Source organism: Paenibacillus sp. JCM 18996, assembly GCF_055392555.1.
Genome location: NZ_AP043884.1, coordinates 1,244,305 through 1,261,031 on the forward strand (window position 1 = coordinate 1,244,305; position 16,727 = coordinate 1,261,031).

A 16,727-nucleotide genomic window follows, 5' to 3' on the forward strand; every position below is an offset into this window, starting at 1 on the left:
GAGGATATAAAAGCATGAGCGACCGCGTTTTAAAGGCAGGTTTTCTTGGTAACACCATTTCGCTTTAATCCTTTAGCGAATTTTTCTTTAACGTAACAAAAAAGCCAAGGCCAAGGCCTTGACTCCCGATTAATCAACAACGGCTTTGATGTGTTCTACCGTAACCGCCCAGTGCGACGCGTTCCAATAGGACGCTTTATCCTTGACATAAATGATCTGCGGGGATGCGTGCTGAACGCCCAGATCCTGAGCGATCTGATTGGAAACCGGCCGGGATTCGATCACCTTTACCAGTAAATAATCCATATCCTCTTCAGGCTCCGTGCCCAAAAATTCCTCGTATTCCTTGAGCGCGTTGGCTGATACCGGGCAAGTTGTGCTGTGCTTCAAAATAATAAAAGGCTTTTCTCCCGATTGGTTATAAGCTTGGTTCCACTCTTCGATCGTGTTAATTTCTTTCCATTTCTGCATGATCGCTGCTCCTTTCCAAAATGCGGCTGTAATTGTGATTATAGGACAAAACAGGATCGAAGTCTAATCGTCCCAAGCTATTCCTTGCTGTCATAAAAATAATGGCGTGCGGACAACATTTCCCCAAGCTCAATAATTCCGTAAGAATAGCGCGGCTGACTTCTTTTATCGGTGGGCGAGCCGGGGTTAAAAAGTATCAGCCCGTCCGCTTCCTTAAGCAAAGGAATATGCGAGTGGCCAAACACAATAGCATCCACCCGCTCCTTGGCAAAAGCGTGCCTCGCCGCCGCTTCCGTTGTCCTTGAGGGAGAGTCTCCATGTACAAGCCCGATTCGGTATCCGGCAAGCTGGACAATTTTTTTGCGGCCCAGCCTGTTTATAATGTCATCACCGTCGTTGTTGCCCGCCACTCCGTCAACCGGAGCGATCGCTTCGAACAAGCCGATCACATCCGGACTGACCCAGTCCCCGGCGTGCAGGATCCGGTCGACACCCTGCAGCCCGCGCACGAGCGTTTCCGGCAGCTTCTTTGTGCGCTGCGGCATATGGGTATCCGATACGATGCCTAAAAGCATACTTTGCTCTTCCTCCTTTAGTCAATTCCCGTTGACAAAACTGTGACTGCGAGCTGCTCCGCCGGCCCCGGGCTACCGAGGTTCGATCGACGTCATGCAGCAACCGTAACGCGCGCCGGGAACTGCGCGTGGCGGGTGACGCAGCGGCATTATCTCAGGAACAAAGCCCCGATCAGCAGCGAGCCCAATATTCCCCAGACCGCATTCAGGCCTAAATATTGAATGGAAATGAAGAATGCGGCTGCAATGGCAAATGGGATGAACGGGATAGGTCCGGGAGATTCGCGGAATGCAAATTTGGCAAAATCGTAAGCCAGCATCGCCATCATGACGAAAATAACCGGCTGTACTCCTTTGATCATGCCGCGGATGAAGGCGTTATTGGAGAGCTTGAACATTACACCGACCAGTGCGATCATCAGAAGAGCCGTAGGCAGCACGACGGCGGATACAGCCGCCAGCGCTCCGAGCCATCCGGCGACTTTGAAGCCTATGTATGCGGCAAGCTTCGTAGCGATCGGTCCCGGCAGCGCATTGGCGAAGGCCAGCGCCTCCCCGAAATCCTCCTTGCCCAGCCAATGGTATCGCTGTACAACCTCATGCTCGTAAAGCGGAATAATGGAGGGGCCGCCTCCATAGCCGAGCAGGGTCGCCCTTGCAAAAGAGATGAATAAATTCCATAACTGAAGCACGAATGAATCACCGGTCTCTCTAGAAGTATTATTCCACTAATACCAGATCAGACTTATTTTACGATACAATTACCCGGCAATACTGCATATAGCCGACCCCAAAACATAACGCAAAAAAAACCCCCTGCTTCAGCGATGGAGGTGAGGCAGACAAGAATTCAGAAAAACTAACGCGTCTGGAAGATGCTTCTTCCAATAATCCCAGTTGTGTTCGCCTTCAAATTTTTCCATGCGGTGGCCGTAGCCGATGCTCTCCAGATGGAGGTTAAACGCCTGGTTAAAATCAAACAAATAATCGCCTCTGCCGCAGTTAAAATAAATCGCAGGCCGCCGTTCCTGTATTCTCATTGTGGCCGATAAATCGTAAATATCGTACTTTTCGGCGTAGGCGCCATGCTGCGGTCCCAGCATACGGCCAAAATCAGAGCGGGCGTAATCATAGAGAGACATTTGTTTCAAGGAAGCCAAGGCACCCGACAGACTGGCGGCGCTTCCGAAAACCTCCGGATTTTTCAGAGCAAGCATCACTGCGCCGTAGCCGCCCATGGACAGCCCGCATACAGCCCTTCCTTCACGTGAAGCGATCGTACGGTAAGTGCTGTCGATAAACGGGATCAAATCGCAGATGATATACTGCTCGAAGTTTCCCGTACCGTCATACCAATCCATGTAAAACGTTCCATGGCCGTACCCGCCGTCACTCGGCATCACTACGATGCATTCCGGAAGCTTCCCTTCTGCCGCCATTCGTTCCACGGTCAGGTGGGCATCGCCTTTTTCCGTCCAATCCGACTCGCTTCCGTTTAACCCGTGCAGCAAATAAACTACCGGATATTCCCGGTTATTCTGATCATAACTGTCCGGCACATAGACCATACAAGATTTGCGGCCGAACAACGCCCCCGAGAAAAAAGGCACCGATTTCACACCCACTGTTCCCACTCCCCTCATCTGCATTACATCCTTATTATTATAACAAGAAAGGAAAGGGAAAGCATATTTCCGGTGCCATTTGCCGCTAGATCGTCCAATCGTTCCAGTCCGTTTTTCGTTTATCGATTTGGAAAAGCCATTTCCTCGTGCCGTCGATCAGCTGCTCTCTGTGCGGGCGGCTGGAATATGTATGGTCCGCGCCTTCGATCAGCTCGCGGTCGCATTGGCCGTTCGGCCGCTGCCATGCAATCCGCTGAAACAGCCAGCTGTAGTCGGAAGGGATGACATCGTCGCCTGTGCCATGCAAAAGAAGAATATCCCCGTCATATTGGCGGATCTGCTGAGTCGGCGAGTGATGCGACAGCGACTCGAAAAATTGGGATTTCAGCTGATAGCCCAGGTAATCCAGAGAAACCTCATGAAGCGCCTGGATATAGGCCTCCTCGCCAACGATTTTGACGATGTCGTGCAGAGGGTTCGCCACCGCGGACCATAACACCAACGACTTCACCCGCTTATCCTGGGCGGCGGTGAGTACAGCTACCGCCCCTCCGAGGCTGTGCCCCAACAGGACGACCCGGTTCGCGTCCACAAAGTCCATGCCGGTGCAGTAATCCAAAACCCGCCGCGTCTGGGCGATCATCGAGTCCAGTCCCTCCGCGCCATAATCGCCCGTGCTTTCCCCGCAGCCCACATAGTCGAAGCGGAGCACCAGATAGCCTCCCGAGCACAGCGTTCTGGCTGTGTTCACGAACAGCCGGTCTACACCGATGCGGCTGCCCACAAAACCGTGGCAAATTATAATTAAAGGCCAGCGGCACGGCTGGCTCCCGCACTCGCTCAGCTCTTGCGAAGGATAGTGCAGAGTTGCTGCCATATCCTGATTTTCATATGTGATCGTTAAAGAGCGCTCCATTAAACATACTCCTTTCTGTAGGACATGATAGCACAGAAATGATTGTGAAAGATATAATCTGTATATCGGTCAATCCCCGTCCACAAGTCTGCCAAGGCCTCCTGGATTCGATCTTCCTCTCAAGCTCCTCGGCCAAACCCGCAGGCAGGCCCAATCTGAACAGCTCATCTGTTTTGTCCATATTCTTTTCCAGTCCCCTTTACTCTTTACAGAGAGAATCGTCAGTGTTCGCATAGAGAATGTTATACCTCAGCACACCTGATTTTACAAGGAAAAACTGCGCAGGAAAATACCATCCAATGAAGAAAATCCCCCTCAAATGGTTTATAATAAAAGCATGCGATAAAAATCAACCCTTACTTTTGTCAAGTAACTATGTTAAAATAAAATGATACAGAGAAGAAATCAGATAAAGGAGGAAACAGCATGAGCCTGAACGAGAAGCATATGATGCACTTGTGTCCCAAATTCGAGAATGCTTTTGAGCTGTTGGGCAAACGCTGGACGGGCCTCATTATCAGGGTGCTGATGGAAGGCCCTCAGCGGTTCAAGGATATATCCGGCATCATTCCGGGAATGAGCGACAGAATGCTGGCCGAGCGTTTTAAAGAACTGGAAGCGGCCGGCATCCTTATCCGGAATGTCTATCCCGAGACGCCGGTACGTATAGAGTATGAATTGACGGAGAAGGGCAAAGCGCTCAAACCGGTCATGGATGAAGTCCAGAACTGGGGAGACCATTGGTTGGGCTGACTCCTTCACCTTCCGGCAGCGGAGCGTCCTGGATGGACGCAAACGGATAGAACTGCATCGGATCACCGCATTGCGGACAGGCGAGAGACCTTTCCGATTCATTCAAAGACATCGCGTAAGTAATGGAAGTATGATGGTCGGCAGTTTCTATCAGATCCTGCGGTTGAATATAATCGCATGTGCGGGTCGTGCAGTACGCCCGAACTTTATAACGAAGGGACATAGATGGAACCCCCTCTCTTCCGGTGATTTTTTTTACCTTAGTAGGATTGGACCATCCCTCCCTTTTATATACCTCACACATGAAAAAAAGGACCTTCCACCGGTATGGTGAAGAGGTCCTTTCCTGTTTCAGGGTATTGGTGCATGCGCCGGGGTTATATCTTCGGTCTGAGCGAACGTCGGGGCAGACGCCATTTGAAGAAGACGGACAGCATCCTGAAGATAATGACGAGCAGGAACAAAGTGAGCAGGCCCCAAATATTTTGGAACCAGCCGACTCCGACCATCAAGCCTGCAAGCATCGCCCACACCGCGTAAATTTCGTCCCTGAGAACAAGAGGCTTGCGTCCTGCCAGCAGGTCCCGGATAATCCCCCCGCCGATCCCCGTCATCATGGCAGCGACAATAACTGCAGAGATCGGATGGTTCATGTGGGCGGCATACAACGCTCCCTGGATGGAGAAAGCGGACAGCCCTATGGCGTCAAACAACGATTCCCACGATTTCCATTTCTGAATCCACTTAATAGGAAAAATAAAGACAAGAAACATGGCTGCGAGCGCCAGCTTAAAGAACATCCCCTGCTCCCACAGCGTCGTTACCGGGATGCCGATCAGAATATTGCGGACCACCCCTCCGCCGAAAGCGGTGACAAGCCCCAGCACAAGCACGCCGAGGATATCGTATTCCTCCTCCATGGCTACTACTGCGCCGCTCACTGCAAATGCGATCGTCCCGATAATGCTGAACAAACTAAACAAATCCCCACTCAAAAGCGATGCCGTCCCTCCGTTGCTGTTTAGATTTCCCAGTTGAGTCTGACTTCATGTCCAGTACGCGATGATTGATAGATCGCATCGAGGATCAGGTTGTTCGTATAGCCTGTCATAACGGAAGTCACAGGCGTTTTGTTCTCCCGAACGCATTCGATAAAATGCCTGCTCATGCGCATCCTTGATCCCTCATCGCCTTCCGGGGTGACAACCGGCACATCGACCGTACGGTCGAACATCTCCGTCATCAATTTCCCGTTCGGTCCTTTGATGCTGGCCCCGCCTTCCGTTCCGAGCAGATGTACATACGGCTGATTGTCGGTATCCATATGGGCCGCCCAGCTGACATCCAAAGAAAGCGTTGTGCCGTTCTCCATCTTGATTAATGCGGTAGCAAGGTCCTCCACATCATAGAGTCCGTTCCAGTCCGGCGTTCCCCAGGAACCGATTCCTTTCCTCTTCGGTCCGAATTCGGAATAAATCGATCCGTAGACGGAGACCGGTTTGGTATCCCCCATCAAATGCATGGACAGGTCAAGCATATGGACGCCGATGTCGATCAGCGGCCCGCCGCCGGACTTTTTCATCTGGGTAAACCAGGTGCCCCACCCCGGAATTCCCTTGCGGCGCATCCAGCCTGTCTTGACATTGTAAATCTGGCCGAGAGCCCCTTTTTCCACCTGGTCTTTAATTTGCATGGACAGCCATTCCCACCGCATCTGATGCGCCAGCATAAGCACGGTGCCCGATTCTTTCTGCGCTTTGACGATTTCCCGGGCTGCGTCCAGGGAGACTGCCATCGGCTTCTCCAGCAGCACGTTCTTGCCCGCTTGAAGCGCGCGTATGGCCACGGGGGCATGCCACTCATTGGACACGGCTACGATGATAGTGCCGATTGTGGGGTCGTTGATCAATTCATCCGAATTCGCATATACCTTCTCAATGCCGTGCTCCTTGGCTTTCGTCTCGGCAAGCGGCAAAAAAACGTCGGTCAAAGCGGCAATCTCCACACCCGGAAGCTTGCCGAAGTGATTCATATGCACCGTCCCGATATTCCCGGCTCCGATAATTCCAATACGAACAATATCTTGCGTAGACATAGAGCAATCCCCCCAAGAGTAATTCCTGTCGTTTTTTATCATATCGGCACAACTATAACATAGGATGGCTGCCATATCTATACGCAATTTTCGCTATAAATTTATGCTATCTTGTGCATCGAATCCGGAAAAAAGACTACTTTCCTTCCGGAAAATAGTCCTTGGAGAGAAGCTCCAATTCCTGGAGGGCCCTCGCCGAATATTCATCACCGTTTGCACGCAGCGATTCCATTTGCGCCTCCAAAGCGTCCTTCAACGACTTCCTGTAATCCGGAATTTCACCGGTGTAAGGCTTGACTGTGTGCACGGGCATCAGTGCGATTTCTTTGAATGCCAGCGCCCTGCGCTGATGAAAAAAGGCCACCTGCGACTGCATGGGCTGATGCAGATCTCCTTGCTGCGGATGCTGCAGTACAGCGAGAATTTGTACCGCGGCTTTGGCGGGAGAAGTCTGTTCCACGATCTCGCCGATGTATCGGCCTGTTTTATACATTGCGGTTACTTTGTCCCCTATGTTCATTTCAATTCCTCCTTCAATCTCGTATACAATTCGTCGACGGAATGCATTCCATACACAAAGCTGGCCGCTCTGCCCTCTTTCACAATCGCAATGCAGGGCACGCTCCGGATCTGCCACTGCGCGGTAATGCCGGGAGTGAAATAGAGATTCGATTGCTTCACAGGCAAGGAAGGATCCGCGGCAAGCACAATGTCCAGCATCCTCGCCGCCATTTTACAGGTTCCGCAAAAAGGGGTATAAAAAAATACGGCAAAAGGGCTCGTGTAGTTTCTCACTGCTTCCTGCAGTTGGGTCTGGGTCAATTCCTCCACTTTCAAACCTCCCTGCCTAAACGTTGACATGCTTCATCGAATCCAGCTTTTCCAGGCTTTCCAGGGTGTGGGCCGTCAGCGAAGGCAGATCGTCAACCTGATTTTCATCCAGCTTCCGGCCGAAATTCAAGGAGATCACATTCGCATAGGATTGATCCACCTTCCCATATACGTACGACAAGGTTTGGACGATGTTCGGCCTGTCACCCCAGGTCTCTTTGAGATGAGCCTCAATTGCCCGACATTCTTTGTCCACGCTGCGGATGGGAAGCTCGAAATGAATTTCCAGCACACAGCCCGGTTTTTCCCCTTTCCGCTGCAGCAGCTCGGAGGAGAGGTCGGTCAAGGTTGTGCTGAGCCGCATTCGCGCAAGGGCAGCGCCTTGCAGCCGTCGAAACTCGATCTGGTAAAGCCGGCTCATAGTCGAAAGGTCGATTTGATCCTGACGGCCGGATATCCGAACTGCTCCGGAAAGATCCAGATCGTACACAGAACCTTCCAAAACTACTTTCAAATTGTCGTAAATGGTTGGGTCAAACATACATACTCCTTCGCACGGATGAAATGGTTATAATGTAGTATTAGTATTGCGGCCTCGTCCCAAAACCATTACAATGAGAGCATCTCGGCCATGCCGACAGCCCATGCTGTATGAAGAAAGAGGTGTATCCGATGTCCGGCGATAAAGAACCGAAGAAAGTAAGCCTGGCGGAAGCCGCTAAAGCAATGCTTGCCCAGAAAAAACAAGCCAAACAGAATGACGGCCTGAGCTCGAATGTCAAAGCTACCAACGGACTTGCCATGAAAAGCCAGAACAACAAAAAGCCCAATAACCAGCGCCGCAGAACCGGCGGAAGCTAGCGGCTTGCCAATTAACGGTGCCGCAAGCAGGCTGCTTGCCCTAACGGCACAGCCGGCATCAGCGCATTAGAGTGCACATGCCGAATCGGCGGCAAAGAGTAGACAAAAGGATGAGCGGCAACGCTCATCCTTTTTGCTGCCGCACGCTCTACGCGTAGAGCGTTTCACGCTGGCTTTTGACATCTTCATTCTCCAGGTACTCGTCGTAAGTGCTCATTTTATCGATCAGGCCGTTCGGCGTAATTTCCATAATCCGGTTGGCGATGGTCTGGATGAATTGATGGTCATGCGAGACAAACAGCATCGTGCCGTCAAAATCGATCAGCGAGTTATTCAGCGCGGTGATGGACTCCAGGTCCAGGTGGTTGGTCGGCTCGTCGAGAATAAGCACGTTGGCGGCCGTCATCATCATTTTGGACAGCATGCATCTGACTTTCTCTCCACCGGAGAGCACGCTCGATTTCTTCAGCGCTTCCTCGCCAGAGAACAGCATGCGGCCCAGGAAACCGCGGATATAAGACTCATCCTGATCCTTCGAGTACTGGCGCAGCCAATCCACAAGATTCATGTCCGTTTCAAAATAGTCCGAGTTGTCTTTAGGGAAATAAGCCTGGGTTGTAGTCACTCCCCAACTGAATGTGCCTTCGTCCGGCTCCAGCTCGCCCATCAAAATTCTGAACAGCGTGGTTTTGGCCATCCCGTTCGGACCCACCAAAGCGATTTTGTCATCCTTGTTCACAGTGAAGGAAATGCTGTTCAGCACTTTCTCTCCGTCCACAGTCTTGCTCAGGTTCTCCACCGTCAGCAGCTGCTTGCCCGCTTCTCTCTCCGGCTTGAAGTTAATAAACGGATATTTCCGGTTCGAAGGCTTGATGTCCTCCAGCGTGAGCTTTTCCAGCTGCTTTTTGCGGGAAGTGGCCTGCTTGGATTTGGAAGCGTTGGCGCTGAAACGGCGGATAAATTCCTCCAGCTCTTTCCGTTTTTCTTCCGTCTTCTTGTTGGCGTCCCTCATCAGCTTGGTAGCCAATTGGCTGGACTCGTACCAGAAATCGTAGTTGCCGACATACATCTGGATTTTGCCAAAATCGATATCCGCAATATGCGTACATACCTGGTTAAGGAAGTGGCGGTCGTGGGATACGACAATTACGGTGCCTTCGAATCTGGACAGGAAATGCTCCAGCCAGTTGATCGATTCGATGTCCAGATGGTTCGTAGGCTCGTCGAGCAGCAGAATGTTCGGATTTCCGAACAGCGCCTGCGCCAGAAGGACACGGACCTTTTCGTTGCCGCTCAGATCCTTCATCTTCTGGTCGTGCAGTGCCGTTGGAATGCCCAGTCCGATCAGCAGCTCAGCCGCGTCCGACTCCGCCTGCCAGCCGTCGAGGTCCTGGAATTCTCCTTCCAGTTCGGCCGCTTTCATGCCGTCTTCTTCGCTAAAGTCCTGCTTCGCGTACAGCGCATCCTTTTGCTCCATAATCGAATATAGCTTGGCATGCCCCATAATCACGGTTTTCAGCACTTCAAACTCGTCATATTCAAAATGGTTCTGCTTCAATATCGCCAGCCGCTCGCCAGGGGTAATGCTGACCTCTCCTTTGCTGGGATCGATCTCGCCGGAAAGAATTTTAAGGAAAGTGGATTTCCCCGCGCCGTTTGCCCCGATCAAGCCGTAGCAGTTACCCGGTGTAAATTTGATATTGACATCTTCAAAAAGCGCCCTCTTGCCGTATCTTAACGTAACATCCGTAACAGTTATCATCTAAATTGTTCTACCTCCACGATTCTTCTTCACTAAAGACCAATTATACCACAGGATCGGGAGAGAAAAAAATATGCAAATGCCGTTTACAAAGAAAAAAAGGATAACCGGAGGGCTATCCTACTTGATCTTGATCTTCACAGGGCTTCCCTTCGTTTTTGGCGGGAGCTCCCTGTCGGTGCCCGACATGTCAGGCCATTCCGGCGACATCGGCTTCTTTTTGTCCTTTTTTGTAAAAAACGGCAGCGGCAGCGCATACTTCTTGCATTCCGCTTTTTTCAAGCCGTTTCTCTCAAAATGAAGGGTGGCGTTGATTTCGCAGCCCATAATGATGATGATACTGGAAATGTACAGCCAAATGAGGAGGACGATCACACCCCCGATGCTGCCGTAAGTCTTGGTGTAATTGCCGAAATTGTTGACATAAAAAGAAAACAGGATCGAGGTGACCAACCAGCCGAAGGTGGCAAACAAAGCGCCGGGCAGCACTTCCCTGAACTTCAGGTGCAGGTTCGGCAGGTATTTGTACATGAGAAGAAACAAACAGATCAAGGTCACCAGAGGAATGAGGTACTTTGCGATTCCCCATACTGTTTCAAAATACGGCAGCCGAATAAAGGTAAAAATATGCTCGCCGATCACTTTTCCGAAAACAAGCATGATAAACGAAAATAAAATGACGACAGCCATGGCCAAGGTGAAAATGAGCGCCACTCCCTGGACCTTCCAGTATGGCCGGTCCTCCTCGCAATCGTAGGCCTTGTTCATCGCCTTCATGATCGCACTCACCCCGTTCGCCGTAGACCACACGGCCGCAACTATACCGAAAGACAGCAATTTCTCGTCGTGTCCCGTCATAATGCCTGAAATGACATCCGTTACCGTCTGATACGACAGGTTGGGAAGCACCCGCGTCAACGTGCCGAGAAGCTCATCCGTGGTCATATGGGTAAAGCTGATTAATGACAGCAGGAAGATAAGGAAAGGAAAAAACGAGAGAATCAGATAATAGGTCAGCTGTGCGCCCAAAGCGGACACTTCGTCGTCCTGGTAGCGGCAGTATAGACTGCCAAGAAAATCTTTGAAGCTCAGCTTTTTGACAGACGGTTTCGTATCCAATAATATTCCCCTCCTAACGATTGGGGCACCTATCATGAATCCATGGAACCCCCGAGCCCAAGTATGCCAGTCTGCTTATTTAATAAACTAACCATTCTCGTGCTTTCTGAACCATTCGGTTTGTCCTCGGGTAGTGAATATACAGGAAAGATTTTGCAAATATTAATTTCGGTGGAAAAAATGGATCGACCTAAGGTCAACCGCTTGACGCGGGTACAACATCCCAGGATGTGCATGCATGCTCATCCATCCAAGCGGTTGGTTATACAACAAAGGGAGTGGAATTATGGATTCAGTCACATTGGCAAGGGCGCTGTTCGGTACTTCGTTGGCCTTTCACATTATATTTGCCACATTAGGGGTAGGCATTCCTGTAATGATCTTTTTTGCGGAACTGCTGCTGCACTTGAAAAAAGACCGTGACTATGCCATTCTGGCCAAACGTTGGACCAAATGCCTGGGGATACTGCTCGGGGTGGCGATTCCGTCGGGTACTATCGTAGGGGTAATGCTTTCCCTGCTGTGGCCGGGGTTTATGAAATATGTGGGGCAGGTTATCGCGCTGCCTTTTCAGCTGGAATTGTACGCCTTTTTTCTGGAGGCGCTGTTTATGTCCATTTATGTGTATGCTGCAGACCGTTTGTCCCCGATCTTAAGGATTATCAGCATGTTCTTCATTGCCACTGGTGCCGGCTTGTCCGCTGTACTGATCACCGATGCCCACTCTTTTATGAATACACCAAGAGGATTCACCGTACAGAACGACGGGGCGATAACCGATGTTCATCCTTGGGAAGCGGTGCTCAACCCGAGCTTTTGGGTTACCGCCAATCACGTCACTTCCACAGCCATTATGACGGGCGCATTCGCCGTCGTTTCAGTAGGAGCGTACAAGCTTGCTTTCGGTAAACCGGACCAAAAGGAAGCCGCGTATCACCTCAAAGGGATCTTGATCGCTCTCGTCCTCGGCGGCGTAATGTCATTGTACAGCGCGGTCAACGGCCATGCTACGGCCCAGAATTTGCATCACAACAACCCGGAGAAGCTGGCGGCCGCCGAAGGGCTGTTCGTTACCCAGAGCCATGCCCCGCTGGCGGTTTTCGGAAGGGTCGATCCGGCGGCCCAAGAGGTCATCGGCGGAATCAAAATCCCTTCCGGACTCAGCTTCCTGGCAGGAAACAGCTTTAACACCGTGGTCAGAGGTTTGAATGATTTCCCGCGGGAGGATTGGCCTCCTTTATTTGTACACTCGATGTTCGACATGATGGTAACCATCGGGATGGTGCTGATCTTTCTTTCCTTCCTCGGCGTGTTCTACCGGTTTATCCGGAAAAAGACGTTCCCGCGCTGGCTGCTTTGGGCCTTCGTGGCCACAGGGCCGCTCTCCATGTTCGGTATTGAAACGGGCTGGGTGTTCAGCTGTTCAGCCCGTCAGCCATGGACGATTTACCATGTACTAAGGACGGGTGAGGCGGCGGTCCGATCCAATAACCTGGGCCAGCTGTTTGTTTTGTTCGTCGGGCTGTATGTGGTGCTATTGTTCCTCACAGGGGGCGTGACCTATCTTTATTTCAAAAGGAATCCGGTATCCGCGGACCTCAGCGACTCGCCGGCGGATTCCGGCAGCAGCGAGGTGAAGCTCAATGGATGACGCGGTCATCGGCATTTCCATTATAGGAGCCCTTCTGTTCATCTACGCTATCTTGGGTTCCGTAGATTTCGGCTCCGGTTTCTGGTCGTTGGTCTATGAACGGAATACGAGAACAACGGCCGGAGTGATTGCCAACCGGTTCCTGTCTCCGGCATGGAAAGTGACCAATGTGTTTTTGGTGCTGCTGGTCGTGGCGTTAGGCGGTTTTTTCCCTGGATCGATCGGAATTCTGGGCACCATTCTAATCGTGCCGGTCAGTCTTGTATTGATCGCCTTAACGATCCGCAGCTCCTTGATGGCCTATTCTTATGCAGCTGATAAATACAGCCGTCTTCTTAGAGTCATCTCAGGACTAACGGGCCTGCTCATCCCCGGACTGCTCGTCAGTGTATTGCCGGTCACCTTGGGAGGGTTTATCAACCGTTCCGCAGGCGGCTTCCAGCTCATGCTGGGCCGGTTATTCAGTTCTTTCACCGTATATGCGCATATTATTTTCGGGATCGCGTCCGAGCTGTTTATCTCCGCTTTACTGCTGGCCGATTACTCTAAGGAAGGCGGGGATCATTCCGCGTTCCTTGTTTACCGCAAAATCGCGTTGATACTCGGGCCGCTCACTCTGCTGTCCGCCGTCATCGTCGCCTCAACCTATGTGCCGGAAGCGCTTTGGATTACAGTGAATATAAGGCAGCGGCTCCCTATGTTCGGGCTTTCCGTCCTGGCCTTCTTGTTGGGCTACCTCATGCTGTACATCGGAAGATCCCGCGCTGCTGTGGTCGCCATTGTGTTCCAGTACCTGTTTGCCATGTATGCTTACGGCAGCAGCCATATGCCTTACATCGTCTATCCGGACTATACGATATACAACGGTATTACCAACCACGCGATGTTTGTTTCGTTGGTCATTGGATATATCATCGGTTCCGCGATTATGGCCCCCATCTTCATTTGGTTCTGGAGGCTGTTCCTCAAGGATAAGCGGTATATCCAGGGTGAAAAATGATCACTGAGCCGTCCCTGCTCACTAGCTTTTATTGTTTTCAATACTCTCAACCAGCTCGGAAAGTTCGGTCCAGCGCTCCATAGCGTGTTCGAGCTCGGAAGCAGTTGTTTTCTCCTGTTCGGTGAGATCGATCACTTTGGAATAGTCCGCCCCCGCCTGCCCGAGCTGCCGCTGGACTTCGTTCAGCTTCTCTTCCAATGTCGCGATGCGGTCCTCGATCTCGTCCCACTCCTTCTGCTCCTTGTATGAGAGCTTGCGCGGCCTTTTAACCGGCTGCGCGGTTAACGCTGCAGATAGGGGCATCGTAGGCTTGCCCGCAGAAGCTGCGGTTTCCTTGGACAGCGCTTCTTCAGCCTGTTTCTTGTCCAAATAGTCCGAATAAGTGCCGTCGAATCTTTCGACTCTGCCTCCGCCTTCGAATGCAAACAAGTGAACCGCCGTCTTATCCAGGAAGTAACGGTCATGGGATACGGTGATCACGGCTCCCGGGAAGAGCTCCAGATAATCTTCCAGGATCGTCAACGTTTGAATGTCCAGATCGTTGGTCGGCTCATCCAGCAGCAGGACGTTCGGTTGTCCCATCAAAGTGCGGAGGAGATAAAGCCTTCTGCGCTCTCCTCCGGACAGCTTGGAAAGCAACGTCCACTGCATCGCGGGAGGAAAAAGGAAGCGTTCCAGCATCTGCGCCGCGGTAATCGAGCCGCCGTCCGCAGTGCGGATGACTTCCGCGGCTTCTTTAATGTATTCGATCACCCGCATATTACCGTCCATCTCGACATTTTCCTGCGTGTAGTATGCCAATTTCACGGTAGAGCCTGTCTCGATGGAACCTTCATCCGGTTGGAGGCGGCCGGCCAGCATATTCAGCAGCGTCGATTTCCCGCTCCCGTTAGGGCCGATAATGCCGAGCCGGTCATCCGGCATAACGATATAGCTGAAATCCTTAAGCAGCTGTCTGCCGCCGAAAGCTTTGGAAATATGCTCGAGCTCCATCACCTTCTTGCCCAGACGGCTGGCACCTAGAGCGATATCCAACGTCTCCGCCGGACCCGCCATCTTCCGGTCTCTCAGCTGCTCAGCGCGTTCGACGCGTGCTTTCTGCTTTGTCGAACGGGCCTGCGCTCCGCGGTGCAGCCAAGCAAGTTCTCTTCGGAGCAGATTCTGCCGTTTATCCTCAGACGCCGCCTCCCTGGCCAAACGATCCGCTTTCTGTTCAAGAAACGTGGAGTAATTCCCCTCATAGCTGTACAGCTTTCCCTTGTCTAGTTCAATCATCCGGTTCGTCACCCGTTCCAGAAAATATCGGTCATGCGTGACGAGAAGCAGTGCGCCTTTCCATTTGGACAGAAAATCCTCAAGCCACTCGACAGTTTCGTTATCGATGTGGTTCGTAGGCTCATCCAGAATGAGCAGGTCGGCCGGCTGAATAAGCACGCGGGCCATAGCGACCCGTTTGCGCTGGCCTCCGGAAAGCTGTTCCACCGGCTTGGAGAACTCATTGATTCCAAGCTTTGTCAGGATTGTTTTGGCTGTGGTAGCCGCATCCCAGGCCTCTGTCGCATCCATTTTCTGCTGAGCGGCGAACAGCCTGCTCTGTTGCTTCCCGCTGTCCGGGTCCAGTTCCAGCTCTGCCAAAGCCTGCTCGTATTCCCGCAGCGCCTGCATGAGCGGGCTTTCGCCGTAAAATACCTGCTCCAGGACGGTCGAGTCCTTTTGAAACCTGGGCTCCTGTGGTAAATATTCCACCCGGAAATGGTTCGAGTGAATGATTTTCCCCTCGTCCGCGGTTTCGAGTCCGGAGAGCAGCTTGAGCAGCGTCGATTTCCCCGTCCCATTGACACCGATGAGGCCGATTCGCTGCTTCTCATTTACCGTAAACGAAATATCGTCAAAAAGCACTTTCTCGCCATAGCTCTTGCTTAAACCTTCCACCGATAAAATGTTCACTGATATCCTCCCGCGGGTTCAGTGACATAAGCAGCCATCAAAGCGATGGTATTCCAGATGGCGTCCTGGTGCGTACGCTCCATGCCATGGGAAGCCTGCACTCCGGGACCGATCAATGCAGCCCGGATATCATTGCCGGCCCTGAGCGCGGCCGAAGCATCCGATCCGTATTGGGGATAAATATCGACCGCATACCGCAAACCTTCTCTTTGCGCAAGCCGGACCAGCCGGGAAACCATCGCGTAGTCGTAAGGTCCTGAGGAATCCTTGGCGCAAATGGACACGTCTTGTTCCGTACAGGAGAGGTCGTCGCCGATAGCCCCCATATCAACCGCAAGAAGCTCGTCGATTTCCGCAGGCAAATAGCCGGCCCCATGCCCCACTTCTTCGTATGTGGTGATCAGGATTTTCAGAGAATGCACAGGTACGAGGGATTCTCTCTTAAAAAGCTCAAGCATCCCGAAGATAGCGGCAACACTGGCCTTATCATCCAGATGCCGCGATTTGATATAACCGTTTTCGTTGAAGACAGGCCTTGGGTCAAAGGAGATAAAGTCGCCGACCGCGATTCCCAGCGATTCCACTTCCTGCCTGGAAGCTGCGGCTTCATCGATGCGGATTTCCATGTTCTCTTCGTCCCGTTTTTGCTCACGGGCATCCGGAAATACGTGGACCGACGGATGTGTGGTTTGGATGGTTCCTTCGTACACTTTCCCTGCTCTCGTATGGATCAGGCAGTACTCGTTTTCCAAAGAGGCCATCATATATCCGCCAATTGGGGTTAATCGAAGCCTGCCCGAATCCTTAATCGAACGGACCATAGCGCCTAGCGTGTCAACATGGGCGGACAGCCCGATCGTACGGCTGCTGTCTTGGCCCGGCACACTGATCAGCCCGCAGCCTTTATTCGTATATTCATATTGCAGGCCAAGCTTCCCGGCTTCTTCCTCAATGGTTTTCATTATTTTGTGGCAGTATCCGCTTGGAGAGGGCGTGATCAATAAATGTTTGAGCAGATCTAGAACATACTTTCGGTCTATGGATTGCTTCATGGGTTCCCTCGCTTTCCGCTGCATTCGTCAACAAAAACAGCGCAGCACGTGAGAGTCTGCACTGTTTGT

General features: G+C 51.8%; 19 protein-coding genes. 4 read left to right on the forward strand and 15 right to left on the reverse strand.

Features of this window, described 5'->3' with window-relative positions; translation table 11 throughout:
- Positions 1-129 precede the first annotated feature (129 nt).
- The 5 genes from ytxJ to ACZ5N7_RS06140 form a co-directional block, all read right to left on the reverse strand.
- On the reverse strand, positions 130-471 hold the full coding sequence (gene ytxJ, locus ACZ5N7_RS06120) for a bacillithiol system redox-active protein YtxJ (protein WP_464658236.1): 342 nt from the start codon (positions 469-471) through the stop codon (positions 130-132).
- Between the two features lie 77 nt (positions 472-548).
- A complete protein-coding gene (locus ACZ5N7_RS06125) occupies positions 549-1,046 on the reverse strand; it encodes a metallophosphoesterase family protein (protein WP_464658237.1) in 498 nt (165 codons plus the stop codon).
- Between the two features lie 149 nt (positions 1,047-1,195).
- Complete coding sequence (locus ACZ5N7_RS06130; RefSeq protein WP_464658238.1) at positions 1,196-1,738, reverse strand: chromate transporter; 543 nt, start codon at positions 1,736-1,738, stop codon at positions 1,196-1,198.
- A gap of 129 nt (positions 1,739-1,867) precedes the next feature.
- Complete coding sequence (locus ACZ5N7_RS06135; protein ID WP_464658239.1) at positions 1,868-2,689, reverse strand: alpha/beta hydrolase; 822 nt, start codon at positions 2,687-2,689, stop codon at positions 1,868-1,870.
- Between the two features lie 67 nt (positions 2,690-2,756).
- Entirely contained in the window at positions 2,757-3,587 is an 831-nt protein-coding gene (locus ACZ5N7_RS06140; protein ID WP_464658240.1) for an alpha/beta hydrolase, read from the reverse strand.
- Positions 3,588-4,013: 426 nt separating this feature from the next.
- Here ACZ5N7_RS06140 and ACZ5N7_RS06145 point away from each other — a divergent pair, with 426 nt between their 5' ends.
- Positions 4,014-4,340 (forward strand): winged helix-turn-helix transcriptional regulator, encoded by a 327-nt coding sequence (locus ACZ5N7_RS06145; RefSeq protein WP_464658241.1) that lies wholly within the window; start codon positions 4,014-4,016, stop codon positions 4,338-4,340.
- On the opposite strand, the gene ACZ5N7_RS06150 is transcribed toward ACZ5N7_RS06145, so the two are convergent.
- The 6 genes from ACZ5N7_RS06150 to ACZ5N7_RS06175 form a co-directional block, all read right to left on the reverse strand.
- Positions 4,297-4,563, reverse strand: coding sequence for a hypothetical protein (locus ACZ5N7_RS06150; RefSeq protein WP_464658242.1), 267 nt, complete (start codon positions 4,561-4,563; stop codon positions 4,297-4,299). The genes ACZ5N7_RS06145 and ACZ5N7_RS06150 overlap by 44 nt on opposite strands.
- Before the next feature lie 154 nt (positions 4,564-4,717).
- The gene (locus tag ACZ5N7_RS06155; RefSeq protein ID WP_464659161.1) at positions 4,718-5,260 is read right to left on the reverse strand and encodes a trimeric intracellular cation channel family protein; all 543 of its coding nucleotides are present in this window, start codon (positions 5,258-5,260) and stop codon (positions 4,718-4,720) included.
- A gap of 101 nt (positions 5,261-5,361) precedes the next feature.
- The gene (locus ACZ5N7_RS06160) at positions 5,362-6,435 is read right to left on the reverse strand and encodes a Gfo/Idh/MocA family protein (protein WP_464658243.1); all 1,074 of its coding nucleotides are present in this window, start codon (positions 6,433-6,435) and stop codon (positions 5,362-5,364) included.
- Positions 6,436-6,571: 136 nt separating this feature from the next.
- Positions 6,572-6,955, reverse strand: coding sequence for a kinase-associated lipoprotein KapB (gene kapB / locus ACZ5N7_RS06165; protein WP_464658244.1), 384 nt, complete (start codon positions 6,953-6,955; stop codon positions 6,572-6,574).
- Entirely contained in the window at positions 6,952-7,266 is a 315-nt protein-coding gene (locus ACZ5N7_RS06170; RefSeq protein WP_464658245.1) for a thioredoxin family protein, read from the reverse strand. The genes kapB and ACZ5N7_RS06170 overlap by 4 nt, the downstream gene beginning before the upstream one ends.
- Positions 7,267-7,282: 16 nt before the next feature.
- Positions 7,283-7,807 carry a hypothetical protein gene (locus ACZ5N7_RS06175; protein WP_464658246.1) on the reverse strand — a complete coding sequence of 175 codons (525 nt, stop codon included), beginning with the start codon at positions 7,805-7,807 and terminating at the stop codon, positions 7,283-7,285.
- A 131-nt stretch (positions 7,808-7,938) separates the two neighbouring features.
- On the opposite strand from ACZ5N7_RS06175, the gene ACZ5N7_RS06180 reads away from it, so the two are divergent.
- On the forward strand, positions 7,939-8,127 hold the full coding sequence (locus tag ACZ5N7_RS06180; RefSeq protein WP_464658247.1) for a hypothetical protein: 189 nt from the start codon (positions 7,939-7,941) through the stop codon (positions 8,125-8,127).
- Between the two features lie 148 nt (positions 8,128-8,275).
- Here ACZ5N7_RS06180 and ACZ5N7_RS06185 read toward each other — a convergent pair whose 3' ends face one another.
- Positions 8,276-9,889 (reverse strand): ABC-F family ATP-binding cassette domain-containing protein, encoded by a 1,614-nt coding sequence (locus tag ACZ5N7_RS06185; protein WP_464658248.1) that lies wholly within the window; start codon positions 9,887-9,889, stop codon positions 8,276-8,278.
- Between the two features lie 120 nt (positions 9,890-10,009).
- Positions 10,010-11,008, reverse strand: coding sequence for a YihY/virulence factor BrkB family protein (locus ACZ5N7_RS06190; protein ID WP_464658249.1), 999 nt, complete (start codon positions 11,006-11,008; stop codon positions 10,010-10,012).
- Between the two features lie 286 nt (positions 11,009-11,294).
- On the opposite strand from ACZ5N7_RS06190, the gene ACZ5N7_RS06195 reads away from it, so the two are divergent.
- Both ACZ5N7_RS06195 and ACZ5N7_RS06200 read left to right on the forward strand, forming a co-directional pair.
- Positions 11,295-12,659, forward strand: a complete 1,365-nt coding sequence (locus ACZ5N7_RS06195; RefSeq protein WP_464658250.1) for a cytochrome ubiquinol oxidase subunit I — start codon at positions 11,295-11,297, stop codon at positions 12,657-12,659.
- Positions 12,652-13,659 (forward strand): cytochrome d ubiquinol oxidase subunit II, encoded by a 1,008-nt coding sequence (locus ACZ5N7_RS06200; protein WP_464658251.1) that lies wholly within the window; start codon positions 12,652-12,654, stop codon positions 13,657-13,659. Before ACZ5N7_RS06195 ends, ACZ5N7_RS06200 begins: the two co-directional genes overlap by 8 nt.
- Before the next feature lie 21 nt (positions 13,660-13,680).
- Here ACZ5N7_RS06200 and ACZ5N7_RS06205 read toward each other — a convergent pair whose 3' ends face one another.
- Complete coding sequence (locus ACZ5N7_RS06205; RefSeq protein WP_464658252.1) at positions 13,681-15,606, reverse strand: ABC-F family ATP-binding cassette domain-containing protein; 1,926 nt, start codon at positions 15,604-15,606, stop codon at positions 13,681-13,683.
- Positions 15,603-16,658, reverse strand: a complete 1,056-nt coding sequence (locus ACZ5N7_RS06210) for a M42 family metallopeptidase (protein WP_464658253.1) — start codon at positions 16,656-16,658, stop codon at positions 15,603-15,605. The genes ACZ5N7_RS06205 and ACZ5N7_RS06210 overlap by 4 nt, the downstream gene beginning before the upstream one ends.
- Between the last annotated feature and the right edge of the window lie 69 nt (positions 16,659-16,727).

Bases quoted from the DNA above. Each gene is read 5' to 3' on its own strand.
- ACZ5N7_RS06150 (WP_464658242.1), bottom strand. From the start codon at position 4,563: ATGTCCCTTCGTTATAAAGTTCGGGCGTACTGCACGACCCGCACATGC.
- ACZ5N7_RS06200 (WP_464658251.1), top strand. From the start codon at position 12,652: ATGGATGACGCGGTCATCGGCATTTCCATTATAGGAGCCCTTCTGTTC.
- ACZ5N7_RS06175 (WP_464658246.1), bottom strand. From the start codon at position 7,807: ATGTTTGACCCAACCATTTACGACAATTTGAAAGTAGTTTTGGAAGGT.
- ACZ5N7_RS06180 (WP_464658247.1), top strand. From the start codon at position 7,939: ATGTCCGGCGATAAAGAACCGAAGAAAGTAAGCCTGGCGGAAGCCGCT.
- ACZ5N7_RS06125 (WP_464658237.1), bottom strand. From the start codon at position 1,046: ATGCTTTTAGGCATCGTATCGGATACCCATATGCCGCAGCGCACAAAG.
- ytxJ (WP_464658236.1), bottom strand. From the start codon at position 471: ATGCAGAAATGGAAAGAAATTAACACGATCGAAGAGTGGAACCAAGCT.
- ACZ5N7_RS06185 (WP_464658248.1), bottom strand. From the start codon at position 9,889: ATGATAACTGTTACGGATGTTACGTTAAGATACGGCAAGAGGGCGCTT.
- ACZ5N7_RS06210 (WP_464658253.1), bottom strand. From the start codon at position 16,658: ATGAAGCAATCCATAGACCGAAAGTATGTTCTAGATCTGCTCAAACAT.
- ACZ5N7_RS06145 (WP_464658241.1), top strand. From the start codon at position 4,014: ATGAGCCTGAACGAGAAGCATATGATGCACTTGTGTCCCAAATTCGAG.
- ACZ5N7_RS06135 (WP_464658239.1), bottom strand. From the start codon at position 2,689: ATGAGGGGAGTGGGAACAGTGGGTGTGAAATCGGTGCCTTTTTTCTCG.
- ACZ5N7_RS06155 (WP_464659161.1), bottom strand. From the start codon at position 5,260: ATGGAGGAGGAATACGATATCCTCGGCGTGCTTGTGCTGGGGCTTGTC.
- ACZ5N7_RS06195 (WP_464658250.1), top strand. From the start codon at position 11,295: ATGGATTCAGTCACATTGGCAAGGGCGCTGTTCGGTACTTCGTTGGCC.
- ACZ5N7_RS06140 (WP_464658240.1), bottom strand. From the start codon at position 3,587: ATGGAGCGCTCTTTAACGATCACATATGAAAATCAGGATATGGCAGCA.
- kapB (WP_464658244.1), bottom strand. From the start codon at position 6,955: ATGAACATAGGGGACAAAGTAACCGCAATGTATAAAACAGGCCGATAC.
- ACZ5N7_RS06160 (WP_464658243.1), bottom strand. From the start codon at position 6,435: ATGTCTACGCAAGATATTGTTCGTATTGGAATTATCGGAGCCGGGAAT.